General features: G+C 59.7%; 23 protein-coding genes. 15 read left to right on the top strand and 8 right to left on the bottom strand.

What is annotated here, in order from left to right:
* Window positions 1–37: 37 nt before the first annotated feature.
* Both AC0Z5Z_RS11415 and AC0Z5Z_RS11410 read right to left on the bottom strand, forming a co-directional pair.
* Window positions 38–760, bottom strand: a complete 723-nt coding sequence (locus tag AC0Z5Z_RS11415) for a glycerophosphodiester phosphodiesterase (protein ID WP_485611097.1) — start codon at window positions 758–760, stop codon at window positions 38–40.
* 14 nt (window positions 761–774) lie between these two features.
* Window positions 775–1,356, bottom strand: a complete 582-nt coding sequence (locus AC0Z5Z_RS11410) for a PilZ domain-containing protein (RefSeq protein ID WP_016775478.1) — start codon at window positions 1,354–1,356, stop codon at window positions 775–777.
* Window positions 1,357–1,450: 94 nt separating this feature from the next.
* Between AC0Z5Z_RS11410 and AC0Z5Z_RS11405 the strand changes: the two genes are divergently transcribed.
* From AC0Z5Z_RS11405 to AC0Z5Z_RS11395, 3 genes are all read left to right on the top strand, one after another.
* Window positions 1,451–2,701, top strand: a complete 1,251-nt coding sequence (locus AC0Z5Z_RS11405; protein WP_024013629.1) for a lipoprotein-releasing ABC transporter permease subunit — start codon at window positions 1,451–1,453, stop codon at window positions 2,699–2,701.
* Window positions 2,694–3,392: a lipoprotein-releasing ABC transporter ATP-binding protein LolD gene (lolD, locus tag AC0Z5Z_RS11400; protein ID WP_024013628.1), complete on the top strand. Its 699-nt coding sequence runs from the start codon at window positions 2,694–2,696 to the stop codon at window positions 3,390–3,392. Before AC0Z5Z_RS11405 ends, lolD begins: the two co-directional genes overlap by 8 nt.
* Before the next feature lie 63 nt (window positions 3,393–3,455).
* Window positions 3,456–4,700, top strand: coding sequence for a lipoprotein-releasing ABC transporter permease subunit (locus tag AC0Z5Z_RS11395; RefSeq protein ID WP_024013627.1), 1,245 nt, complete (start codon window positions 3,456–3,458; stop codon window positions 4,698–4,700).
* 119 nt (window positions 4,701–4,819) lie between these two features.
* Here AC0Z5Z_RS11395 and AC0Z5Z_RS11390 read toward each other — a convergent pair whose 3' ends face one another.
* Window positions 4,820–6,166 carry a heavy metal sensor histidine kinase gene (locus tag AC0Z5Z_RS11390; RefSeq protein WP_485611096.1) on the bottom strand — a complete coding sequence of 449 codons (1,347 nt, stop codon included), beginning with the start codon at window positions 6,164–6,166 and terminating at the stop codon, window positions 4,820–4,822.
* Complete coding sequence (locus AC0Z5Z_RS11385) at window positions 6,166–6,846, bottom strand: heavy metal response regulator transcription factor (RefSeq protein ID WP_130903103.1); 681 nt, start codon at window positions 6,844–6,846, stop codon at window positions 6,166–6,168. The genes AC0Z5Z_RS11390 and AC0Z5Z_RS11385 overlap by 1 nt, the downstream gene beginning before the upstream one ends.
* Before the next feature lie 166 nt (window positions 6,847–7,012).
* Here AC0Z5Z_RS11385 and copI point away from each other — a divergent pair, with 166 nt between their 5' ends.
* A complete protein-coding gene (gene copI, locus AC0Z5Z_RS11380; protein ID WP_485611095.1) occupies window positions 7,013–7,546 on the top strand; it encodes a copper-resistant cuproprotein CopI in 534 nt (177 codons plus the stop codon).
* A 61-nt stretch (window positions 7,547–7,607) separates the two neighbouring features.
* Window positions 7,608–8,438, top strand: coding sequence for an NADPH-dependent 7-cyano-7-deazaguanine reductase QueF (gene queF, locus AC0Z5Z_RS11375; RefSeq protein ID WP_095182378.1), 831 nt, complete (start codon window positions 7,608–7,610; stop codon window positions 8,436–8,438).
* A gap of 187 nt (window positions 8,439–8,625) precedes the next feature.
* On the opposite strand, the gene AC0Z5Z_RS11370 is transcribed toward queF, so the two are convergent.
* Complete coding sequence (locus AC0Z5Z_RS11370) at window positions 8,626–8,892, bottom strand: DUF4404 family protein (protein ID WP_056791483.1); 267 nt, start codon at window positions 8,890–8,892, stop codon at window positions 8,626–8,628.
* A gap of 108 nt (window positions 8,893–9,000) precedes the next feature.
* Window positions 9,001–9,621 carry an HAD superfamily inactivated hydrolase PcrP gene (gene pcrP, locus AC0Z5Z_RS11365; RefSeq protein ID WP_041477319.1) on the bottom strand — a complete coding sequence of 207 codons (621 nt, stop codon included), beginning with the start codon at window positions 9,619–9,621 and terminating at the stop codon, window positions 9,001–9,003.
* 199 nt (window positions 9,622–9,820) lie between these two features.
* Here pcrP and AC0Z5Z_RS11360 point away from each other — a divergent pair, with 199 nt between their 5' ends.
* The 3 genes from AC0Z5Z_RS11360 to rssC all read left to right on the top strand — a co-directional run bounded on the left by AC0Z5Z_RS11360 (window position 9,821) and on the right by rssC (window position 12,519).
* The gene (locus AC0Z5Z_RS11360) at window positions 9,821–10,510 is read left to right on the top strand and encodes an MlaA family lipoprotein (RefSeq protein ID WP_016775470.1); all 690 of its coding nucleotides are present in this window, start codon (window positions 9,821–9,823) and stop codon (window positions 10,508–10,510) included.
* 345 nt (window positions 10,511–10,855) lie between these two features.
* Window positions 10,856–12,037: a two-component system response regulator RssB gene (gene rssB / locus AC0Z5Z_RS11355; RefSeq protein WP_041477317.1), complete on the top strand. Its 1,182-nt coding sequence runs from the start codon at window positions 10,856–10,858 to the stop codon at window positions 12,035–12,037.
* Complete coding sequence (rssC, locus tag AC0Z5Z_RS11350) at window positions 12,037–12,519, top strand: anti-sigma factor antagonist RssC (RefSeq protein ID WP_003226553.1); 483 nt, start codon at window positions 12,037–12,039, stop codon at window positions 12,517–12,519. The genes rssB and rssC overlap by 1 nt, the downstream gene beginning before the upstream one ends.
* Before the next feature lie 214 nt (window positions 12,520–12,733).
* Here the strand turns inward: rssC and tal are convergent, their stop codons facing one another.
* Both tal and AC0Z5Z_RS11340 read right to left on the bottom strand, forming a co-directional pair.
* Entirely contained in the window at window positions 12,734–13,660 is a 927-nt protein-coding gene (gene tal / locus AC0Z5Z_RS11345) for a transaldolase (protein WP_016775468.1), read from the bottom strand.
* A gap of 202 nt (window positions 13,661–13,862) precedes the next feature.
* Entirely contained in the window at window positions 13,863–14,819 is a 957-nt protein-coding gene (locus tag AC0Z5Z_RS11340) for a glycosyl hydrolase family 5 (protein WP_485611094.1), read from the bottom strand.
* Window positions 14,820–15,108: 289 nt separating this feature from the next.
* Between AC0Z5Z_RS11340 and AC0Z5Z_RS11335 the strand changes: the two genes are divergently transcribed.
* Genes AC0Z5Z_RS11335 through AC0Z5Z_RS11305 form a run of 7 tightly spaced genes read left to right on the top strand, consistent with a single transcriptional unit; the run spans window position 15,109 to window position 23,447 of the window.
* A complete protein-coding gene (locus AC0Z5Z_RS11335; protein ID WP_041477312.1) occupies window positions 15,109–15,549 on the top strand; it encodes a low molecular weight protein-tyrosine-phosphatase in 441 nt (146 codons plus the stop codon).
* A gap of 39 nt (window positions 15,550–15,588) precedes the next feature.
* Entirely contained in the window at window positions 15,589–17,811 is a 2,223-nt protein-coding gene (locus AC0Z5Z_RS11330) for a polysaccharide biosynthesis tyrosine autokinase (protein ID WP_252882403.1), read from the top strand.
* A 40-nt stretch (window positions 17,812–17,851) separates the two neighbouring features.
* Window positions 17,852–18,934, top strand: coding sequence for a glycosyltransferase (locus tag AC0Z5Z_RS11325; protein ID WP_252868001.1), 1,083 nt, complete (start codon window positions 17,852–17,854; stop codon window positions 18,932–18,934).
* A gap of 15 nt (window positions 18,935–18,949) precedes the next feature.
* The gene (locus AC0Z5Z_RS11320) at window positions 18,950–20,062 is read left to right on the top strand and encodes a polysaccharide pyruvyl transferase family protein (protein WP_041477306.1); all 1,113 of its coding nucleotides are present in this window, start codon (window positions 18,950–18,952) and stop codon (window positions 20,060–20,062) included.
* The gene (locus AC0Z5Z_RS11315) at window positions 20,059–21,291 is read left to right on the top strand and encodes an MATE family efflux transporter (RefSeq protein ID WP_485611093.1); all 1,233 of its coding nucleotides are present in this window, start codon (window positions 20,059–20,061) and stop codon (window positions 21,289–21,291) included. Before AC0Z5Z_RS11320 ends, AC0Z5Z_RS11315 begins: the two co-directional genes overlap by 4 nt.
* Window positions 21,282–22,385 (top strand): hypothetical protein, encoded by a 1,104-nt coding sequence (locus AC0Z5Z_RS11310; RefSeq protein ID WP_485611092.1) that lies wholly within the window; start codon window positions 21,282–21,284, stop codon window positions 22,383–22,385. Before AC0Z5Z_RS11315 ends, AC0Z5Z_RS11310 begins: the two co-directional genes overlap by 10 nt.
* 12 nt (window positions 22,386–22,397) lie before the next feature.
* Window positions 22,398–23,447 (top strand): acyltransferase family protein, encoded by a 1,050-nt coding sequence (locus AC0Z5Z_RS11305; RefSeq protein ID WP_122612708.1) that lies wholly within the window; start codon window positions 22,398–22,400, stop codon window positions 23,445–23,447.
* Window positions 23,448–23,456 lie beyond the last annotated feature (9 nt).

Below are 23,456 nucleotides of genomic sequence, written 5' to 3'. Positions count from 1 at the left end.
TCCGGCCGGTGGCCTGAGCCGGCCGGGGAGACCGATTTCAGCAATTCTCAAGGGTGGCAGTGGCCAAACCGGGAAAGTCTGTAATCAGGCTGTCAACGCCGAAGTCGGCGAGTCTGCGCATCAGTGCAGGCTCGTTGACGGTCCACACCGACACATGCAGGCCCTGACGCTGCGCCTTTTGCAGGCGTTCCGGCGTACACAGCGTCCAGTTCAACGCGAGAATTTCGCAACTGTAGCTGGCCGCCACCTTCAACGGATCGAGCCAGGCGTATTCGGCCACCAGGCCACGGGATACGTCCGGTACCAGGTCCAGCGCTGCCTTCAAGACTTCCCGTGAACTCGAGGTGATCGTCACCTTGTCGAGCAGGCCATGCCGTTGAGCCATTTCCCGAATCGCCAGCACGGTAGTCGCCGCGCGGGTGCGTGAAGCGCTTTTGACTTCCAGCTGCCAGTGCTCGAAATCACATTTCTCGAACAACTCTTCCAGCGTCGGAATCGGGCACGGCTTGATCCAGCCCGGGCCGCCCTTGCGTGCGTCGTAGGTCACCAGTTCGGCGGCGGTGTGCTCGACGACTTTGCCGCGACGGTCGGTGGTGCGCTTGAGCGTCGGGTCATGGATGACCATCAGCTCGCCGTCCTTGGACAGGTGCAGATCCAGTTCGCAGCGGCGCACGCCGTGCTTGAGGCATTCCTGAAAGCTGCTCAGGGTGTTTTCCGGTGCTTCGCCCTTGGCGCCGCGGTGGCCGTAGATGAGGGTCACGGTGCTTCCTTAAGTTAAATGCCAGATTCGTTCTGTTCGCGGGCCAGACGGCGTTCCTGAGCCTGCTTCTGCAAGATGTAGCGCGCGAGCAACTGGCGCTGGGCATCGGTCGGGCGCTCGAACTCGGTGCCGACGTCATAGCCATCGCCCTTGGGATCGCAATGGGTGACCCGGGCGCGCAGCAGCAGGCCAAGCGCCTGCGGCATCAGCACCAGTTTCACCGACAGGTGCGCGCCGGTGGCAATCGGGGTCGGGTACTGAAAGTCGATCCCGCCCTCGGAGATGATCACCGGCTGCGGCTCGCCGATGTGTCCGAGCACCGTCAGGGCGATTACCTGGCTGAGCAGGTCGATGCGTTTGTTCTGCGATTTGAGGAAGGCCGCGATGGCGCGGTCGCGCTCGCTGATCTGCCGCAACAGGTGCTGCGACTCGAATTCGCTCAGGTGCAGTTCGCTGAGCAGGTTGAACAGTGGGGAAGCATCCTGCAACACTTCCTGGCCTGCGGCTTCGGGAGCGGACAGGGGCCGAATTTCCAGTGCGATCGTGTCCTCGATACGGTAGTATTCGCGGCGATCTTCTTCATCTAATGTCGACATGGCGAACCCATGGTAGCGGCGGTGGTCTGAGTGTAAAGCTGGTTTTCGACCCCCGCCACAAGGACGTTCCTTTTCCCTCCGAACAAGCCCCGACATGTTCAGACCTCTCTTCGTATTTATCGGCACGCGTTATACCCGTGCAAAGCGTCGCAATCATTTTGTGTCATTCATTTCCCTGACTTCGATGATCGGGCTCGCCCTTGGCGTGGTCGTGATGATCGTTGTGCTGTCGGTGATGAACGGCTTCGACCATGAGATGCGCACCCGCGTGCTGGGCATGGTGCCCCACGCCACTCTCGAGACCGGCGAGCCGATCAATGACTGGCAGAGCCTGGCCGACAAGGTCAAGCAGAACCGGCAGGTGACGGCGGTGGCGCCGTTCACCCAGATGCAGGGCCTGCTGACCAATAACGGTCAGGTTTCCAAAGTGTTGCTCAATGCCATTGATCCTGCGCTCGAGCGCAATGTGTCGATCATCGACAACTTCATGAAGCAGGGCAAACTCGACGACCTGACACCGGGCAGCTTCGGCATCGTCATCGGCGACAAGGCTGCGACCAAGCTTGGCGTTGGCATCGGCGACAAGGTCACTTTCGTTGCACCTGAGGTCAGCGTGACCCCGGCCGGGATGTTCCCGCGCATGAAGCGCTTCACCGTGGTCGGGATTTTCCATGTCGGCGCCGGTGAGCTCGACGGCTACCTCGGCGTGACCAATCTGCAGGATCTGGCGAAAATGCACCGCTGGAAAGCCGATCAGGTGCAGGGCCTGCGGCTGAAGTTCGACGACCTGTTCCAGGCACCGCGTGAGGCGTGGAACATCGCCCAGCAGCTCGGCGAAGATCGTTACTACGCCCGCGACTGGACCCGCACCCACGGCAACCTGTATCAGGCGATCCGCATGGAAAAAGCCATGATCGGGCTGCTGTTGCTGCTGATCGTCGCCGTCGCCGCGTTCAACATCATTTCCACGCTGGTGATGGTGGTGAACGACAAGAAGGGCGACATCGCCATTCTGCGTACCCTCGGCGCGACACCGGGCACGATCATGCGCACGTTCATGGTTCAGGGCACGGTGATCGGCGTGGTCGGCACGGCCATTGGCGCGGTGGTCGGGATTCTCGCGGCGCTGAATGTCAGTGCGGCCATTTCGGCGCTTGAAGGGCTGATCGGCCACAAGTTCCTTAATGCTGACGTGTATTTCATTGATTATCTTCCTTCGCAGGTCCAGAGCCAGGACGTCGTCATGGTCTGCGCCGCTGCGTTGGTCCTGAGTTTCCTCGCCACCCTGTATCCCGCCTGGCGTGCCGCGCGCACCCAGCCGGCGGAGGCGTTACGTTATGAGTGAGTCGGGCATGAGTGAACAAGCAATTCTGAGCTGCCGTAACCTGGGCAAATCCTACGAGGAGGGTCCTGAGTCGGTACAAGTGCTGGCCGGCCTGCAACTGGAGTTGCACCCGGGCGAGCGTGTGGCGATCGTGGGTAAATCCGGTTCCGGCAAAAGTACCTTGCTCAACCTGCTCGGCGGCCTCGATACGCCGAGCAAGGGCAGCGTCTGGCTCGACGGTGAAGAACTGTCGGCGTTGAGCGAGAAGAAGCGGGGCCTGCTGCGCAATCGCGCGCTTGGTTTCGTTTACCAGTTTCACCACCTGCTGCCGGAATTCACCGCGCTGGAAAACGTCTGCATGCCGCTGCTGATCGGCAAGACCGCCATCCCGGAGGCGCGCCAGCGTGCCACGGCATTGCTGGAGCGCGTCGGTCTGGGCCATCGTCTGGAACACAAACCGGCCGAGCTGTCCGGCGGCGAACGTCAGCGCGTGGCCATTGCCCGTGCACTGGTGAACAACCCGGGGCTGGTGATGCTCGATGAGCCAACCGGCAACCTCGACCTGCATACCGCCGAAGGCATTCAGGATCTGATGCTGGAGCTGAGCACTTCGATGCGCACGGCGTTCCTGGTGGTGACGCACGACATGAACCTGGCTCGCCAGATGGACCGCGTCCTGCAGTTGCAGGAAGGTTGCCTGACCCCCATCTGACTGGCTGAAACCCGGCGCCCGTAACGGTGCCGGGTCTTTTATTTCTACACGGTGCCCCAGCGAATGTTCAGACCGTTATCGATCTTTATCGGCACGCGCTATACCCGCGCCAAGCGCCGCAATCGCTTTGTTTCGTTCATTTCGATGACCTCGATGATCGGCCTCGCCCTCGGCGTGCTGGCGATGATCGTGGTGCTGTCGGTGATGAACGGCTTTCAGCGCGAAATGAGCTCGCGCATCCTCGGCATGGTGCCCCATGCGACCATCGTTGGCGTCAAGCCGATCGATGACTGGCAGCCAGTCGCTGCCGCTGCGATGAAAAATCCCGAAGTGACTGCCGCCGTGCCGTTCACCGAGATGGAAGGCATGCTGTCCTACAAGGGTTCGATGCAGCCGATTCAGATCAGCGGCGTTGATCCGGCCCAGGAAGGCAAGGTGTCGATCGTTGCCCAGCACATCGTCCAGGGTCGTCTGGATGCCTTGAAGCCGGGTGAGTTCGGTGTGGTGATCGGTGAAATCACCGCGCGGCGTTTCCGCCTCAATGTCGGCGACAAGATCACCTTGATCGTTCCGGAAGTCAGTACAGCACCGGGCGGTATCACCCCGCGCATGCAGCGCCTGAATGTGGTTGGCGTGTTCAAGGTCGGCGCCGAGCTGGACGGCTCGATGGGCCTGATTCACGTCGCCGACGCCGCGACCATGCAGCACTGGCAACCGAATCAGGTGCAGAGCGTGCGTCTGGCGGTCAAGGATCTGTACGCCGCGCCGAAGGTGTCTGCGGACATTGCCGGTGGCCTCGGTGCTGACTTCAAGGCTGACGACTGGACTCACACCCAGGGCAGCCTGTTCAGCGCGATGAAGATGGAAAAAACCATGATCGGCCTGCTGTTGCTGATGATCGTCGCGGTGGCGGCGTTCAACATCATTGCGACGCTGATCATGGTGGTGAACGACAAGGGCGCCGACATCGCGATCCTTCGCACGATCGGTGCCACGCCCCGGCAGATCATGGCGATCTTCATGGTGCAGGGCACGGTGATCGGTATTGTCGGCACCATCATTGGCGGCGTGCTGGGCGTTATCGCCGCGCTTAACGTCAGTGAATTGGTCGGCTGGGTCGAGCGTGTGACCGGGCAGCACATCTTCAGTTCGGATGTGTATTTCGTCAGCAACCTGCCCTCGGAACTGCAGGGTGGGGATGTGCTGTTGATCTGCTCGGCGGGTTTCATCCTGAGCTTCCTGGCGACGGTGTATCCGGCGTGGCGGGCGGCGAAGATTGAGCCGGCGCATGCGCTGAGATATTCGTAAGCGACTCCATGCTCGTTCCCACGCTCTGCGTGGGAATGCCTCAACGGACGCTCTGCGTTCGGCTCTTGAAGGGACGCGGAGCGTCCCGGGCTGCATTCCCACGCAGAGCGTGGGAACGATCAGGTCCGAGGCAACTCGATCACAAACCGCGTCCAACCCGCTTCAGATTCACAACGAATCTGCCCGCCATGAGCACGCACGATCGACTGAGTAATCGCCAGCCCCAACCCCGCATGCTCACTGCTGCCTTCCTGCCGCGCCGGATCCGCTCGATAGAAGCGGTCGAACAGACGTGGCAGTAATTGCGCGGAAATACCCTCGCCACTGTTCTCGACGCAGACGCGCACGGTTTCCCCCTCGTCGACGATGCTCAAGCGCACATAACCCTCGGCCGAGGTAAACCGCAGCGCGTTATCCAGCAGATTCGACAAGGCTCGGCGCAACATGCCGCGATCACCTTCGATTTGCGCCTCACCTTCACGGCTCAAGCTCACGCCAGCGTCTTCCGCCAATGGCGCAAAAAACTCCAGCAGCATGTCGGCCTCATCCGCCAGCTCCAGTGGTTCGCGCTTGGGCATCAGCAAGCCGTGGTCAGCCTTGGCCAGGTAGAGCATGTCGTTGACCAGTTGCGCCATCCGTTGCAGTTCTTCGAGGTTGCTGTGCAGCGCTTCGCGGTAATCCTCCAGTGCCCGAGGGCGGGTGAGGGTGACCTGGGTGTGGGTCAGCAGATTCGACAACGGTGTGCGCAGTTCATGGGCGATGTCGGCGGAGAACGCCGAGAGGCGCTGAAACGAGTCGTCGAGGCGTGCGAGCATGGCGTTGAAGCTGTAGGCCATTTCTGCAAGCTCTGGTGGCATCTTCTCTTCAGGCAGTCGGGCATTCAGCGATTGCGCAGAAATCCCACGGGCCACCGCGCTCATCCGCCGCAACGGGCGCAGACCGCTGCGCGCCGCCCAAGCCCCGAGCAGGGCAGTAGCCAGCGCCGACAGGCCGACGGTCAGCCAGATCAGGTGCTGCATGCGCGTAAGAAAATGCTGGTGATGGGTGATGTCCAGCAGCAGCGTCAGTTGCGGCGAATCCGCTGTGTCTGGGTAGAGCGGGGCGCGCAGCACGCGGTAATCGGTGCCGTCATGGCTGATGGTCGACAGGCCGGTTTGCAGCGGCAGATTCTTCGGAATCTGCACCGAGCTGTCATACCAGTGCTGGCCATCGCCGCTGGTGATGCGCAACGACAGATCCGCCTGACGGCTGAGTTCATCGGCCAGCCGCGCTTCGCGTTGAGCAGGCTGCAGATCCTGCAAGGCGCGGCGCAGGCCGATCAGCTTCGTCTCCAGTTGTTGCTGGTCAAGTTCGATGAAGTGCGCCTCGCTGGCGCGGTCGAACAGCACCCCGGCGAACAGCGAGACCACCGCAGTGCAGGCGGCAAACAACAGTGCCAGGCGCGTGCTCAAGGACCAACGACGCATCACAGCGAACGCTCTTCGAGCACATAACCCATGCCGCGCACGGTATGGATCAACTTGTTGGGGAAGTCATCGTCGATCTTCAGGCGCAAGCGGCGGATCGCCACTTCGATGACGTTGGTGTCGCTGTCGAAATTCATGTCCCAAACCTGCGAGGCGATCAGCGATTTGGGCAGGACTTCACCCTGACGGCGCAGGAGCATTTCCAGCAGGGCGAATTCCTTGGCGGTCAGGTCGATGCGCTGGCCGCTGCGTTCGACCCGGCGGCGGATCAGATCCAGGCGCAGATCGGCCAGTTGCAGGCTGGTTTCCTGGGCGATTGCGCTGCCGCGCCGCAACAGGCTGCGCACCCGCGCGAGCAGCTCGGAAAAGGCGAATGGCTTGACCAGATAATCGTCGGCGCCCAGTTCGAGGCCGTGAACCCTGTCCTCCACGGCGTCTTTGGCGGTGAGAAAAAGTACCGGCGTTTCGAGGCCAGCGCTGCGCACCGCTTGCAGAATCTGCCAGCCACTGCGCCCGGGCAGCATCACATCGAGGATCAACAGCGCGTAGTCGCCGCTCAAGGCCAATTGCTGGCCGCTGATGCCATCGGCCACCAGCTCGGTATTGAATCCGGCCTCGGTCAGGCCCTGACGCAGGTATTGGCCGGTTTTCGCTTGGTCTTCGACGATCAACAGTTTCATGGGCGACTCGGGCGGGGTTGGTATTTGGAAGGGCGAGGGCGTTATACCGTGAGATCCGGCGATAAGCGCCAAGCTGACAAAGTTGTAATCTGCCTGTCAGGTCGATGCCAGCCCTGGGTGGTTAGAGTTTCCCACAGGCTGAACCTTCTCTTGTTGGAGTACGACCATGTTTTTGCGCACCTCGCTGAAAATAGCCACCTGTCTGCTGGCATTGAGTTCGCCAGCCTGGGCGGCACCCGCGCACACCTTCGCCTTCGGCCAGCCGGCAGCGGCGAGCCAGGCCACGCGGACTATCGAAATCGTCATGGGCGACATGAACTTCGACCCGAAAGCCATACAGGTCAAGGCCGGTGAGACGGTTCGCTTTGTACTGGTGAATAAAGGCCAGTTGCTGCATGAATTCAACCTCGGTGATGCGGCGATGCATGCCAGTCACCAGCAGGAAATGTTGCAGATGCAGCAAAGCGGCATGCTTACGCCTACCGGCATGAAAGAAATGTCCCACGACATGGCGGGCATGAATCACGCGGCGATGGGCCACGGCATGCAGCATGACGACCCCAACAGCGTGCTGGTCGAGCCCGGTAAAACCGCCGAGTTGACCTGGACCTTCAGCAAGGCCACGGCGCTCGAGTTTGCCTGCAATATCCCCGGGCATTATCAGGCGGGCATGGTCGGCAAACTGACAGTCAGTCAGTAAGCACTCAAAGGCGCGGGCAAAGGCTGGTAGAATCCGCTGATTCTTCAGTCAGGTTTCCGCCATGCATCCCGCAGCCGAACATTCGCCGCTGGGCAAATCCAGCGAATACATCGCCACGTACACGCCGTCCCTGTTGTTCCCGATTCCGCGCACCGCGAAATGGGCCGAGCTGGGCCTGACCGCCGAAACCCTGCCGTATAAAGGCGTGGATTTCTGGAACTGCTTCGAGCTGTCGTGGCTGCTGCCCTCGGGCAAACCGGTGGTGGCGATCGCTGAATTCAGCATCCCGGCGGACTCGCCGAACATCATCGAATCGAAGTCGTTCAAGCTCTACCTCAACTCGCTGAACCAGACGCCGTTCGCCGACGTTGCCATATTGCAAGCGACGCTGGTCAAGGATCTGTCCGCCGCTGCCGGCAAACCTGTGGGCGTTCGGGTTCGCAGTCTGAAGGACGTCGAAGCCGAAGGCGTGGTGGCGTTGCCGGGCGTGTGCATCGACGATCTGGATATCAGCGTGAGCAACTATGAGCATCCGCGTCCGGAGCTGCTGCGTTGCGACAATTCGCGCGTGGTCGAGGAGAGCGTGCACAGCCACCTGCTCAAATCCAACTGCCCGGTGACCAGCCAGCCGGACTGGGGCAGCGTCGTGGTGGAATATCGCGGCGCGGCGCTGGATCACGCCAGCCTGCTGGAGTACATCGTCAGCTTCCGCCAGCATTCGGACTTCCATGAACAATGCGTTGAGCGGATTTTCCTCGATCTGCAGCGGTTGTTGAAACCTGAAAAGCTCACCGTGTTTGCACGTTACGTTCGCCGGGGTGGGCTGGATATCAATCCGTATCGCAGTACCGAAAGCGTACAACTGCCGAATCATCGGCTCGTACGTCAATAAAGATCCTGAATGTGCGACATCCAATGTGGAAGCGAGTCTGCTCGCGAATGCGGTGTGTCATTAAACGATGATGTCGACTGACACGACGCCTTCGCGAGCAGGCTCGCTCCCTCAAGGGCTTGCATGCACATTTTGCAAATGAAAAAGCCCTGCCATCGCTGGCAGGGCTTTTTTGTGCGGCGGGGCGTCAGATGCCCATGCTGCCCAGCGCGTTGACGATGTTGCGCAGGGTGCCGGCGATCGCCGGGTGTTCGACTTCGAAGCGCTCCACGGCAAGGTTCACCCCGTCCACCAGGTTGTTGTCCTGTAGCTGATTTTCCAATTGAATTTCTGCTTCGATCTGCGCCATCAACCGGTGTAAGTTTTCACGTTCAGACTCGGACAGAGGCGGGTTCTGCTCCAATTGATCACGCAAGGTGTTGAGCTGATCCTGCAGTTCTCGTCGGGCGGGCATGGTGGTTTCCTTTTATCAATAGGCACTGGCATTGACCGCAGCCGCGCGCCAAAGGTCTATGGCTGACCTTTAGATTAATCCACTCTCGGTAAACCTGCATGACGCCGGTCAGGGCTTTTCGCCTTTGGCGCGGCGCAAGCTGATGTCGGCGAGGCAGGCGTCCAGTTCGCCGAGATGATCGATTACCGAATGCACGCCCAAGCCGAACAACTGCACGGTTGCCTTGCCGCGCAACTTTTCGCGTTCCTTTTGCGACAGAACCTGCCACTCGCTCGGGCTCAGGCCGCACAGCGAGCCGCAGGACGCCAGGCCAATCGTCCATAACCCGGCATTCAGACCGGCCTGTAACAGGCGCGGCTCACCACTGACCAGCACGCAGCCGTCGAGGCGGTCGATGTTCAAACTCATCAACGCTTGCCAGCAGGCGTTGGGGGCGGGCCACGGATTCATTGTTGCTGAATGTTGCGTCGGTTTGATCCAGTCCGGCAGCGACGCGGCCAGTGGCTGAGCGAGGGCAGGGGGCAATTCGTCGAGCCACGCGCAGGGAATTCCCTGGCGCTGCAAACTTTTCAGGCTATCGAGTGCGCCCGGTGTAGTTTTGGCATGTTCCGGCTGGGCGTTGAGCTCTTGCGCGGCGCGGGCACCGAAATCCACCAGGCAACCGCTCAGGCCGAACAGCACGGCAGTCAGGCCGGGCGCGGCGACGGGCAAGGTTTCGGCGTGAGTCATGGCAACGTCCCTGAAATAACGCTCAAGACTAGGGCGCGCGGGTGACAGTTGCATGACAGGCGGGTGAAAGCCTGCGTAGGAAACTTCCTGCATATCCTTGCAGCGGCGCACTGCCCAAATCGCCGTTTACGCTTATACTAGCGGCCTTAATGCTTGGGCCGAGAGGTCCGCGCCAGTATCAAATCCAAGGAGTTTTTCTATGCGCTGGAGCCCTTCGCTCACTCAGCTAAGTGTATGTGCCAGCCTGTTGCTGGCGCCGTTCGCCACCCAGGCGGCCACCGAAGAAGACCCTTGGGAAAGCGTCAACCGGCCGATTTTCCAGTTCAACGACTTCGTTGACACCTACGCGCTGAAGCCATTGGCCCAGGGTTATGAGTTCATCACCCCGCAGTTCGTTGAAGACGGCATTCACAACATGTTCCGCAACGTCGGCGACGTGACCAACCTGGCCAACAACATCCTCCAGGCCAAACCGGCTGCAGCGGGCGTTGATACCGCCCGACTGATTTTCAACACCACCTTCGGTCTGCTCGGCTTCTTCGACGTCGGCACCAAGATGGGCTTGAACCGCAGCGACGAAGACTTCGGTCAGACCCTCGGTTACTGGGGCGTGGGCAGCGGCCCGTACGTGATGCTGCCGCTGATGGGGCCGAGCACCCTGCGTGACGCACCGTCGAAATACGTCGACAGCTTCACCGGCGCGTACCGCTACATCGACCACGTGCCGACGCGCAACTCGATCTTCGGCCTGAACATCGTCGACACCCGCGCCAGCCTGCTGTCGAGCGAGAAGCTGATCAGCGGCGACAAATACACCTTCATCCGCAACGCTTACCTGCAGAACCGCGAGTTCAAGGTGAAGGACGGTCAGGTCGAAGACGATTTCTGATTTCGACCGGTGATGAAAAAGGCGGCCCTCGGGTCGCCTTTTTTGTCCGCGCCAGAGCGTCACCTGCGACTGCCGCTACCTTCCATCGGGTTACCGTTGGAGCGGTTCTTATAACTCCCGGTGATTTGACAAACAAAGTCGTCAAGCGACAATCGGCGCATGCTTGAAACGCTCTGCGGATGGGAGTACCGTCTGCGCCTTAGAAGGGCACCTCTGTTTAAAACCGCGCGCCAGGCGAATGCTTGAAAGCGCTGCAACAGAGAGGCTAGAAAGCGAATCCAGTAGTCTGCGCAGGGCCGTTGCCCCGCTCACTACGCCAACCTAATTCTGGCGCCGTTTGCCCACATGCCAAAAACCAGTGCCACGCTGCTGATAATCGATGATGACGAGGTAGTGCGCGCGAGCCTCGCGGCCTATCTGGAAGACAGTGGTTTCAGCGTCCTGCAGGCCGGCAACGGTCAACAGGGTCTTCAGGTATTCGAGCAAGACGAGCCCGATCTGGTCATCTGCGATCTGCGCATGCCGCAGATGGGCGGTCTCGAACTGATCCGTCAGGTCACCGAGCGCTCACCGGAGACGCCGGTGATCGTGGTCTCGGGTGCCGGGGTGATGAACGACGCGGTCGAGGCCCTGCGCCTTGGTGCGGCGGATTACCTGATCAAGCCTCTCGAAGATCTGGCTGTGCTCGAGCATTCCGTGCGCCGGGCCCTGGATCGTGCGCGGCTGCTGCTGGAAAACCAGCGCTACAGCGAGAAGCTGGAAAAGGCCAACCGCGAGCTTGAAGCCAGCCTGAACCTGCTCCAGGAAGACCAGAACGCCGGTCGCCAGGTGCAGATGAACATGCTGCCGGAAAGCCCGTGGAGCATCGACGAATTCAACTTTGCCCACCAAATCATCCCGTCGCTGTACCTGTCGGGTGATTTTGTCGACTATTTCCGCGTTGACGAGCGCCGGGTCGCGTTTTATCTGGCGGATGTTTCCGGGCATGGTGCGTCATCAGCCTTCGTCACCGTGCTGTTGAAGTTCATGACCACGCGTTTGCTCTTCGAATCGAAACGCAGCGGTACCTTGCCGGAGTTCAAACCTTCGGAAGTGCTCGGTCATATCAACCGGGGGCTGATCAGTTGTAAGCTGGGTAAACACGTCACAATGGTCGGTGGAGTCATCGACGAGGAGACCGGTTTGTTGACCTATAGCATCGGCGGCCATCTGCCTTTGCCTGTGTTGTACACGCCTGACAGTGTTCGTTATCTCGAAGGCCGTGGTCTGCCGGTGGGGCTTTTCAACGAAGCCACCTACGAAGACCACGTGCTTGAGCTGCCGCCGACGTTCAGCCTGACGCTGATGTCTGATGGCATTCTGGACCTTTTGCCGGAAGCAACGCTCAAAGAAAAAGAGGCTGCTTTGCCCGAACGGGTGAAGTCGGCGGGCGGCAGCCTGGATGGTCTGCGGCAAGTGTTTGGTTTGGCCACGCTAGGGGAGATGCCGGATGATATCGCCCTGTTGGTGTTGAGCAGGAATCTTTAATGAGTACCGGTAGAATCCAGTTCGCCGAGCAGGACGGCACCTTTGTCCTGAAGTTCGTCGGTGAAGTTCGCCTGACCCTGTGTTCGGCGTTGGATGCGACTATTGAGAAAATCTTCACCGCGCTGAATTTCAACGCGATCGTGATCGATTTGACCGAAACCCGCAGCATCGACAGCACCACCCTTGGCCTGCTGGCCAAACTGTCGATCCTGTCGCGGCAGAAGGTCGGCCTGTTGCCGACGGTTGTCACCACCCACGAAGACATCACTCGGCTTTTGCAGTCGATGGGCTTCGAGCAGGTGTTCAACATCGTCAACCACCCGGTGCCGTGCCCGGAGTGCCTGGACGACCTGCCGGATCAGGACCAGTCCGAAGAAGTGGTGCGAATCAAGGTGCTGGAAGCGCACAAGATTCTCATGGGCCTGAACGATTCCAATCGTGAAGCGTTTCATGATCTGGTCAATGCCCTGGAAAGACACTGACCTCATGAATTGATGGTGTCTGGGCTGGCCTCATCGCGGGCAAGCCCGCTCCCACAATGATCGCGTGAAACCTCAAACTTAGGTTCTCCACATACCCTGTGGGAGCGGGCTTGCCCGCGATGGCGTCGGGTCGGTCGATACATTTATCAGTGCAGGCAAATGAAAAAGGGCGAACCCTCACAGGTTCGCCCTTTTTGCGTTCTACAGACTCAAATCACAGCTTGGCCTGCAGCAACGCTTCCAGCTTCTCCTGGTCGCGGGCGAACTGACGGATGCCTTCAGCCAGTTTCTCGGTGGCCATCGCGTCTTCGTTGGACAACCAGCGGAATTGCGCTTCGTTGAGGCTCAGACGCGCTTCACCGGCATTGCCCGGTGCCAGTTTGCGTTCCAGCTTGCCGGTATCGGCGGCCAGCTTCTCCAGCAGTTCCGGGCTGATGGTCAGGCGATCGCAGCCAGCCAGTTGCTCGATCTGGTTGATGTTACGGAAGCTCGCGCCCATGACCACGGTCTTGTAGTCGTTGGCCTTGTAGTAGTTGTAGATGCGCGTCACCGACTGCACGCCCGGATCATCAGCGCCGGTGTAGTCGTTGCCGTTGGCCTTCTTGTACCAGTCGTAGATACGGCCCACGAACGGCGAAATCAGGAACACCCCGGCGTCGGCGCAGGCGGCGGCCTGGGCGAAGGAGAACAGCAGCGTCAGGTTGGTCTGGATGCCTTCCTTCTCGAGGATCTCGGCGGCGCGGATGCCTTCCCAGGTCGAGGCGATCTTGATCAGCACGCGGTCGCGGCCGACGCCGGCCTTGTCGTACAGCTCGATCAGGCGATGCGCACGCTTGAGGATCGCATCCTGGTCGAAGGACAGGCGCGCATCCACTTCGGTGGAGATGCGGCCCGGAACCACGTTGAGAATTTCCTTGCCCACTGCGACGCCGAAACGGTCGCTGGCCAGGCCGACATCGCCCTTGCAGTCGCGAACGCAATCGTTCAGCAGTTCGGCGTAACCGTGAATCGCCGAAGCCTTGAGCAGCAGGGAAGGGTTGGTGGTGGCATCGGTCGGTTTGACTCGGGCGATCGCTTCGAAGTCGCCGGTGTCGGCAACCACGGTGGTGAACTGTTTGAGTTGTTCCAGCTTGGAAGTCATGGGCGTGCTCTATCCTATGGGTCTGAAGACATTACCCGAGCGCTGACGGGCACTCAAGGGTGCATTGGTGGATCGATGGCCCCTGCGGCAACAACCTGAAAACGATTGTTTGAAAGGCGGGGCGCGGTGTCGCTGAATACGATGCCAAAACAGCCCACAGGTTCAAAGCAACCGACCTGTGAACAGACCGGTTGCCCAAGGTTTACTCAGCGTTCAACAGACCTTCTACCGACAAGCGTGCCGGTTTTGGCTGGCCGTCAGAGGTGAGAAAGCCGAAGTTCTTCTCGCGATCGTTGCTGCCGGAATCACTGTTCCGCCATTCATAGATAGAGGTCAGGGGAATATTGAGGCGTTTCACGTCGGTAATAAACGCGTTGATCTTGGTCGCTTGCCCCTCAGGACCGCCGTTGGAGGCGAGGGCCGAAACCCCCCATTCACTGATGACCCCCGGCAGATTGAAGCTCTGCTGGATGAAGGTCTGCGCGTTGCTGATCTGCGTGGCGGTCATGCCGTAAGGGTGGTAGGACACGGCGTTCAAGCATTTGGGGTACTCGCTGACGATACTTTTCAGCGCCACCGTCGAAGCCGAGCTTGCGCTTGGCGGCCGGGCGAAGCCGAAACCGACCCGTGGCGTCGTCTGCGGCTGAGCTTCGAAGGCCTTGCACATGCCAGCCATGAACGGCACGAAGGTGGTGTCGAAATTGCGCGTCGGCCAATAGGTTTCCAGGTCCGGTTCGTTCCATATTTCGATCGCCACCAATTGCGAGCTCCAGGATTTTTCCAGCCCGGTCACGGTGTTGGCGAACTTACCGCCGGCGGCGTTCAGTTCCTCGGGCGAAGTGGCCGGCAGTGCCTTGATCGCGCGCACCGTCAGCAGCACCGGCAGGCCGGCGGAAGCGGCGGCGGCGAAGGCGTCGCTGACCTGTTTCTGATAAGTCTTGGCGGTGAGGCTGTCGCTCCACACACCGAAGCGTACAAAGCTGAAGCCTGCTGCCTTGATCTGCGCGGCATCGGCGGCGGTAAAGCTCTGGATTTTCACCTGCACGCCGATGGTTTTAGCTGGAAGGTTGGGGAACAGCTCACTGGCGTGAACCTGGCTGGCGGCACCGAGCGCCATCAGGGCGAGGGCGGCGAGTTTATTGCGCTGTGCTGTTTTCATGTCTGCTCTCCTGAAGAGAATGACAACTACGAATATTTATCCCGTTACTCAATTTCCGATAACGGTGATGGCACTAAGTGCGCGAATGTTATTTTTTGTCAGGAAAACAGCAACTGAAAATCACAGTTATTTTTAGTCCGCTAATTGTGGTTGGGGCGGCTTAAAACGCTGTGGTACTTAATGTTCCTGTACTAACAGGGCGAAGCTATTTCTGAGTGCAGGAAAGTCGTGAGGGTTCATTAACTTTCGCGACATGTTGGCTGTTTGATATTACACAGGAAAGCAAGACTTGTTCAAAAAGATCCTCGTTGTCTGCGTGGGCAATATATGCCGAAGTCCGACGGCCGAACTGCTGCTGCGCAACGCGCTGGGCCAGTCCGCCATCACCGTGTCTTCCGCCGGCCTGTCCGCCCGCGTCGGCGAGGGCGTGGAGGCCTCGGCGCGGCAGGTTCTCGAAGAACACGGGCATTGCGCCGAGGCCTTCAAGGCGCGGCAACTGACTTCGGACATCGTCAATGACTCGGACCTGATCCTGGTCATGGAAAAGACCCACGTCAATCAAGTGCTGAAGATTGCCTCGCACGCCCGAGGCAAAGTGTTTCTGCTCGGTAAATGGCAGAGCGAGCGCGAAATACATGATCCGTATCGTCAAGGCAAAGCCGCGTTTATTCATGCCCACGCATTGATTGAAGATGCTGTTAGTTCATGGGCGAAGCGCCTCGGGCATTGATGAATCTTCTTCAGAACAGTAAATGGTAAGAACAGACTTATGCAGTTACCGTCCGTAATCGGCACCCGCGACAAAGATCAAGACAGTATTGATCTGCTCGGCATCTTCGGCAGCCTGATCGACCAGAAGTGGCTGATCGGCGCGCTGACGGGCGCCTTCATGGTCACCGGCGTCGCCTATGCGGTTCTGGCGACGCCGGTGTACCTGGCGAACGCGCTGGTGCAGGTCGAACCGAAAAAGAACGACATGCTCGGTTTCTCCGACCTCAACAGCATGCTCGGTGGGCAATCGCCGTCGGTGACCGAAATCGGCATCATCAAATCCCGCGCGGTGATCGGCAAAACCGTTGACGACCTGCGCCTGGATATCGACGTCACGCCCAACACGTTCCCGTTAATCGGCGGCTTTCTTTCGCGGCGTTATCGCGGAGACAGCGAGACCAGCGTCGCGCCGCCGCGTTTCGGTTTGAACAGTTATGCCTGGGGCGGCGAACGTCTGGAATTCACTCGGCTGCAATTGCCGAAAGACCTGCTCGGCAAGAAACTCACCCTGATCGCCGGCGAGCAGCAGCGTTTTCAGCTGTTCGATGAAAACGACAATCTGCTCGCCGAAGGCGTGGCCGGCGAAGCGTTTGCCAACGATGGCGTGGAAGGGCAGATCGCGCACTTTTCGGCCAACCCCGGCACGCGCTTTCAGGTGGTGCGCAATCCTCGGATTGTGACCATTCAGGGCTATCAGGACGCGCTGGATATCTCCGAACAAGGCAAAGAGTCGGGGATCATTCGTCTGGCGCTGGCCAGCTCGGACGCGGCCGAGGCGGTGAAGATTCTCAACAAGATCGCCTCGCTCTACGTCGAACAGAACGTACGGCGCACTTCGGCGGAAGCCGCGCAGAGCCTCGCGTTTCTGCAAAGCCAGTTGCCCCAGGTCAAGCGTGATCTGGCCAAGGCCAGCGACGCCTTGAATGCCTACCAGACCCACGGCAAGACCGTAAACATCTCGCTGGAAACCCAGTCGGTGCTGGGCCAGTCGGTGGCGCTGGAAACGCGCATCTCCGAGCTGAAAATGCAGCAGGCCGAGCTCGATCGCAAGTTCACCAAACAGCACCCGGCCTATCGCGCCTTGATGACGCAGATCGGCGAATTGACCCAGCAGCAGAAATCCCTCGAAGGCAAGGTTCAGGACTTGCCGGCCACCCAGCAGGAATTGCTCAACCTGACCCGTGACGTCGAGGTGGCTTCGCAGATCTACACGCAGTTGCTGAACAAATCCCAAGAACTGGACATCGTCCGCGCCGGGGCCGTCGGCAACGTGCGCCTGATCGACACCGCCGATGTCGACCTGACCAATCCGATCAAACCGAAGAAACCACTGATCGTGCTGATCGCGACATTGCTCGGCGCGTTTGTCGGCGTGGCGCTGGTGCTGCTGCGCAAATCCCTCAGCCGTGGCCTTGAAGGCCCGGAAGGCATCGAGCAGTTGGGCCTGCCGGTTTACGCGTCGATTCCCTACAGCGCCTTGCAGGAGGAAGAGGACAACAAAAAGGGCCGCGCCCGCGATGGCGTCGACAAGCCGGCGTATCTGCTGGCGCTGCGCAACCCGACTGATCTGTCGATCGAATCGATCCGCAGCCTGCGCACCTGCCTGCACTTTGCCGGGCTCGATTCGACCAACAACCGCATCATGATTTCCGGGCCGAGCCCGCAGGTCGGCAAGACCTTCGTCTCGTCCAACCTTGCGGCGGTCATGGCCCTGAGCGGCCAGCGCGTGGTGCTGATCGATGCCGACATGCGCAAAGGGCACCTGCACAAAACCCTCAACACGCCGATCAGCAATGGTTTGTCCGACCTGCTGGTCAAGCGCTGCACCCTTGAGCAGGCGATCAACAAAGTCGAAGTCGACAACCTGCATTTCATCAGCCGGGGGCAGGTGCCGCCCAATCCTTCCGAGCTGCTGATGCACGCCAATTTCCGCGAACTGCTGGCGCAACTGAGCGAGCGCTACGACCTGGTGATCATCGACACGCCGCCACTGCTGGCAGTGACTGATGCCGCCATCGTCGGTCGCGAGGCCGGCATCAGCCTGATCGTCACCCGCTTCGGGGTGAACCCGGCCAAAGAGATCGAACTGACCATTCGCCGCTTCGCCCAGAACGGCATCGAGTTGAAAGGCGCGGTGTTCAACGGCGTCGAGAAACGTGCGGCCAGCTATTACGGCGGCACCGGCTATTACAACTACGAATACGCGTCCGACAAATCCTGATGGTTGCCGATTGTTCTTTCCTGTTTGAAGTGGGTGAGTTGTGAAAAAAATACTGCACGTGGCAGAGACGATCAAAGGTGGCGTGGCGACGGTGATCCGCACGATCTCGACATCCCCAGAAGACGACGCAGCGAATTATCAACTGGTCTATCTGGTGCCCGAGGATCAGGCCAAGGAGCTGCACGGCATCGCCCCGCAGCAGGTGCGCACCTTTCCACGTAGTGGCCGCAACGTGCCGTCGCTGCTGCGTTTCGCCTGGCGTCTGAGCCAGGTGCTGCTCAAGGAAAAACCCGACGTCGTGCATTTGCACAGCACCTTTTCCGGGGTGATCGGCCGTGTGGTGTGTGTGCTGTTGCGACCATGGCGCAAGCCGAAAATCGTCTACTGCCCGCATGCGTTTTCGTTCCTGATGGAAAGCTCGCCGACCAAGCAGAAGGTCTATGCGTGGATCGAGCGCGTGCTGCAGAAAGTCACCGACGTGATCATCTGCGTCAGCCAGTACGAGCTGGATAAAGCCGCGCGTTTCGGTATCGAGCGCAAGCGCATGAAGCTGATCTACAACGGCATTCATCACAAGGATGACGCGCCAAAAACCGCTGGCGCCGAGCCGATTCATCTGCTGTTCGTCGGGCGCCTGGATTACCAGAAAGGCTTCGACGTGCTGCTCAAGGCCTACGCCAAGGTCAACCGCAACGACCTGAAACTCACCGTGGTCGGCAGTGCGGTCAACGAAGATTCGGTCGAGTGCCCGCCGATGGATTCTGTCGAGTATCTGCCGTGGGTGACCCCGAGTGAAGTGCAGGCGCTGTATCAGAAAGCCGATGCGCTGATCGTGCCGAGTCGCTGGGAAGGCTTTGCCATGGTGCCGCTGGAAGGCATGGCCATGGGGCTGCCGGTGATTGCCAGCAACTGCACTTCACTGCCGGAACTGGTCACCAATGAAGTGTCCGGCTACGTCTTCCCCTCCGGCGATCACCAGGCGCTGGCCGACGTTTTGACGATCATCCAGAAGCCGCGCCTGCTCGACCTCGGCAACGAAGGCCGGAGCATTGTCCGCGAACGTTTCAGCGCCGCGTTGATGATCCGCCAGACCTACGACCTGTATCACGCTCCCACTTATTAAGTAGAACTCAAGCTTATGAACGTAACGATTTTGCATGGCTACAGTGCGTCCAACTCCGGTGACGGTCTGCTCGTCGATCTGGCCATTGCTCTGGTGCAGCGTAACTTCGGTGACGACACCGCGATCAGTGTCGTGGCGTCCGACCCTGAGTCGTTCAACTATCTGCCGCACCCGCGTTTCGATGCGCCGGTGATGGCGGCCAAGGGTCTGGGGCGGGTCAAGCAAGCGGTGTTTCTCAATCAGTCCTACGCCGGGCTCGCCGATCTGCTGAAGAAAACCGATCTGATCGTCGGTGTCGGCGGCGGTTACATGCGTTCGAAAAGCGCCTTCGAGCACATCAAGCTGAAGCTCGGCCATGCCAAGCAACTGGAAACCGCGATCCTCAGCAAGGTGCCTTCGGTGTACCTGCCGCAGAGCATCGGCCCATTCCACGGCGAGAGCAGCAAGATCGTCGAACACTACGCCAGCGCCGATGCGGTGTTCGTGCGTGACAACCGTTCCTCGGCGATTTTTGACGCTTGCGAAAACGTCTACCGCGCGCCGGATCTGGCCGTGCAGTCGCTGGCGAGCAAGATTCTTCAGCAACCGAAATTCACCCGCTGCGCCGCCTCGCCGGCGACCGTCTGCGTGGTGCTGCGCAAGCCACCGGAGTGGAGCAAAGAGAAGAAGGTCGCTTATGTGGCCAATCTGAAACTGCTGCTGCAGCGCCTGAAGAACAAAAGCAAAGTGGTCTGCGCCGTGCAAAGCGCGGTGCGCGGCAACGATGACGGCGCGTTCTACCGTGAGCTGGGCATCAACGAAGACCTGCTGTCGCTGAAGGCAACCATCGCCAAATACCAACCGGACCTGGTGATCTCGGTGCGTCTGCACGGCGCCATCGAATCGCTGCTCTCCGGCGTGCCGGCGTACCACATCAGCTACGAGCGCAAAGGCTTTGGCGCCTATCAGGACATGGGCGTCGAGGACTGGGTGATCAACGGCGGCGACATCGACGTCGACACCATCATCAACACCGTTTACGCGCCCAATGCCTTGGCGGATTTCGGCAAGCGCCTGACTGACACCTGCCGCGAAATCGAAGCGAAAACCGTGGCCATGGACGAAATCATCAAGGGTGTCGTTCGATGATATTTCGGCTGTTGCTTCGCGGCGGAGCCTTGGGCGCGAAGTTCTTGCTGGTGTTGGCCATCACCCATTACCTCGGATACGAGGCGCTGGGCTTTTATGGTGTGGTGGTCGCGGCTTCGCTGATCGCCTCGAAGTTCTACAGCGTCGGCTTCAGTTCCGAAATCAACCGGCTGATCAGCGTCGGCGGCAGCTCGCGGCGGGTGGTCGACAAGGTTCTGCTGCTGTATCTGGCGGTCGGGCTGTTGTTGTCGGTACTGACGGTGCTGGTCTATTCGCTGTTCCAGTCGGTGGAAGCGACCGCCACGCTGATCCTGTGCGTGACCCTGGTGCTGCTCACCGAGCACCTGTCGTTCGAAATCAATTCCTTCGTGTTTTCTGCGCAGAAAGCCACCGCCGGCGCCTTGCTGTTCTTCGTCAAGACCGGCCTGTGGGCGGTGTTGGCGGTAGGCGGCATGGTGCTCGGCTGGGTCGCGGGCATCGCCAGTGTGTTGTGGCTGTGGGTCGCCGCCAACGTGCTGGTGATCATTGCGGGTTACCTGATCGTGGTGAACGTGCACAAGGGCCGCGAAGCCGCGTCGCTGGATACCGCGACGGTGTGGAAGGCCGGGTTGCCGTTCTATCTCGGCACCGGTCTGATCGCCCTGAGTCAGTACGCCGAGCGCTTTCTGATCATCGACCTGGAGCCCTACGCCAGCCTCGGTAAATATGTGTACGCGTGGTCGGCGGCCAATACCTTGCAGGCATTGTCTTATGCGGTGGTGGCAGTGGTCGGCATTCCGGTGTTGGCCAAGCGTTTCCAGGCCGATCAACAGGCGTTCACGGTCAGGCAACTGTTCGTCAACAAATGGGTGATGCGCTCGCTAGCGGTCTCCGCCGTTGTGGCCGTGGCGATCTATGTGTTTTTCAATGTGCTGCTCGATTACGTCGCCGCCAGCGTGCCGCGTCCCGATAACGCGATTCTCGCGGTGCTGATTTTTTCCTTCGCCTTGCGGGCGATTGGCGACATCGTCTGGGGCGGTTTGATTGCTTCGAAAAACAGCCGAGTGTCGCTGGCCAGCGCGGCGATCTGTCTGCTGATTTCGGTGCCGGTCAGCTATGTGCTGATCAAGCATTACTCAATCTATGGCGCGGCGTGGGGCAACGTCTTCGCCATCGTCGTGCAGCTTGCTGTGATTGCAGTGTTGACCCGTGTCACCGGCGCGAAGAAGGCTGCGCTGTCATGGGCCTGAAGCTGCCGCGCATCGAGTTTCGCGGGCGCACATTCGATTCGTCGATTTCCTTTCTGATCCTGTTCACCGGGCTGTTTCTGTCAGTGGCGATGCCGTTGCTGGTGCCGCGTGATCCGGGGCCGGATGCGATGACCTTGTGGTCGTCGTATGCGCGTGCCGACAACTGCAATTTCTGGAACCCGTTCTCGCCGGATCGCTCGTCCTACGAGTGTTCGGCGTTCCTGCTGCGGCCCACCGGGATCAATCTGACCAATGCCTGGGTCTACGGCATGTTCTGCAATTTCTTCCTCACCGCAATTCCGGTGGTGGTGTTTCGGCGCATGCCGTTGACCATTTTCGGCACCCTGTGCCTGTGGGGCATCGTGCGCTCGTTTTTCCTCGAGAACCTGACCAAGGAAATCATCGTGTCGGTGGCGGTGTTGAGCATTCTGCTCAGCGCATTGACGCGTAAATATCGCGGTGGTTTTTTCCTCTCGGCGGTGATTTACGGTGTGCTGATCCGGCCGTACTGGATTCTGTTTTCGCTGTCGTGGGTCGGCGTCTGCGTGATGAAAAAGTACGTCTCGCGCTTCACCTTCTTTCTGATGCTGTTTCTGTTTTATCTGGCGGTGGCCATGGCCATTCAGCTGGCGCTGGGCTTTCCGGTGTCATCGATCCGCGCGAGCAACAACGAGCTGCGCACGGCGGGCGAGGAGGGCTCGAAGTCGCTCATCGTCTCGTGGCTCAGCGGCAGTGACTTCGTTTCCCAGGCACTGGACTCGATGATCATTTTCTTCCGCCTGTCGTTTCCGGTTGAGCTGATTCTGCTGTCCGGGCCGGGGCAGGTGATCTTCGTTGCGCTGATGATCATGACCGCGCTGCTACTGTTCAAAGTCATCACTTCGACCGACTACAAGGGCGCGCCGATCCAGACCAAACCCAAGGAACTGATCGCGATTCCGCTGGCGTTTCTGTTGGTGCAAGGCTTGTTCGAGCCGGACTTCGGCTCCTTTGCCCGACACTTCTCGATGGTCGTGCCGGTGTTGTTCGTCGGCCTGGGCTTGATGCTGCGCGCGAACAAACCGGTGCAGATCGAATCAAGAATTCTCACTTAAGGCAGGTGCTCTATGTCGAGCAAGAAAAAATCCCTGGAGATCGAAACCCTGCGCGGCCTGGCGTGCCTGCTGCTGGTGCTCTATCACGTCATCGGCCCGCTGGGCGGCGGCTTGAAGATCGACATCGGCTCGCCGTTCCGGGTCATCGCCGACTCGATGGTGTACGTGCGCATGCCGCTGTTCACGTTTATCTCCGGCTACATCTATTCGATCTACAAGATTCGCGGCAATGACTTTTCCGCCTTCTTCGCTGGCAAGGTGCGGCGGCTGATCGTGCCGCTGTTCTGCGTCGGCGTGCCGTTCTCGGTGCTGCAAGCGGTGGGGCCGGGGGTGAACAAGGACGTCGGCGTGATCGACGCGTTGTTGTCGTTCTGGGTGCCGATCAACCACTTCTGGTTCCTGCAGGCGGTGTTCAGCATTTTCATCTTCGTCGGCCTGCTGGAATGGCGTGGCCTGCTGCGTTCGGCGACGCGGCTGTATGGATTGTTTGCGTTTGCTGCGGTGTTGTTCCTGCTGCCGCCGTTGCCGCTGGATGCGTTCGGTATCAACGGTGCAATTTACCTGCTGCCGTTTTTTGTTGCAGGGATGATCGGTCAGGAAAATGTCGATGTTTTGAAGCAGCGTTTCAAAGTGATCGGGCCGCTATTGTTTGTGCTGATCTCGCTGACGTTGCTGTACGTCGCGGCGATTGATCGAGAGCTGATTGTCGATCGCCGCAGCCTGATCGGTTTGACGGTGGGTTGCGTGTCTTGCATTGCGTTGCTGTCGAGTGACATGCGTTCGAAAGCGCTGACCTGGCTCGGTGGATATTCCTATGCGATTTTCCTTTTTCATGTTTTGTTCGCGGCGACCTCGCGGTTTGTCCTCGGGCGCCTCGGCGTTAAGGATGAGAGCTTGCTGGTGCTGGGTGGTCTGAGTTGTGGATTGCTCGGGCCGGTGCTGTTGGCGATGGTGTTCAGTCGGTTCAATTTCACTTCGGTGTTGTTCCTTGGAGAGCGTGCGGCGAAGCGGAAACCGTTGGCGCCCATCACCCCGGTGGTACAGACGCAATCCTCCCTGTAAGAGCTGACG

It is taken from the genome of Pseudomonas sp. 1L-E-NC-VB-C3 (assembly GCF_057291535.1).
Note: the sequence above shows the minus strand (reverse complement) of the source record. Positions and strands in the feature narration are given on the sequence as shown.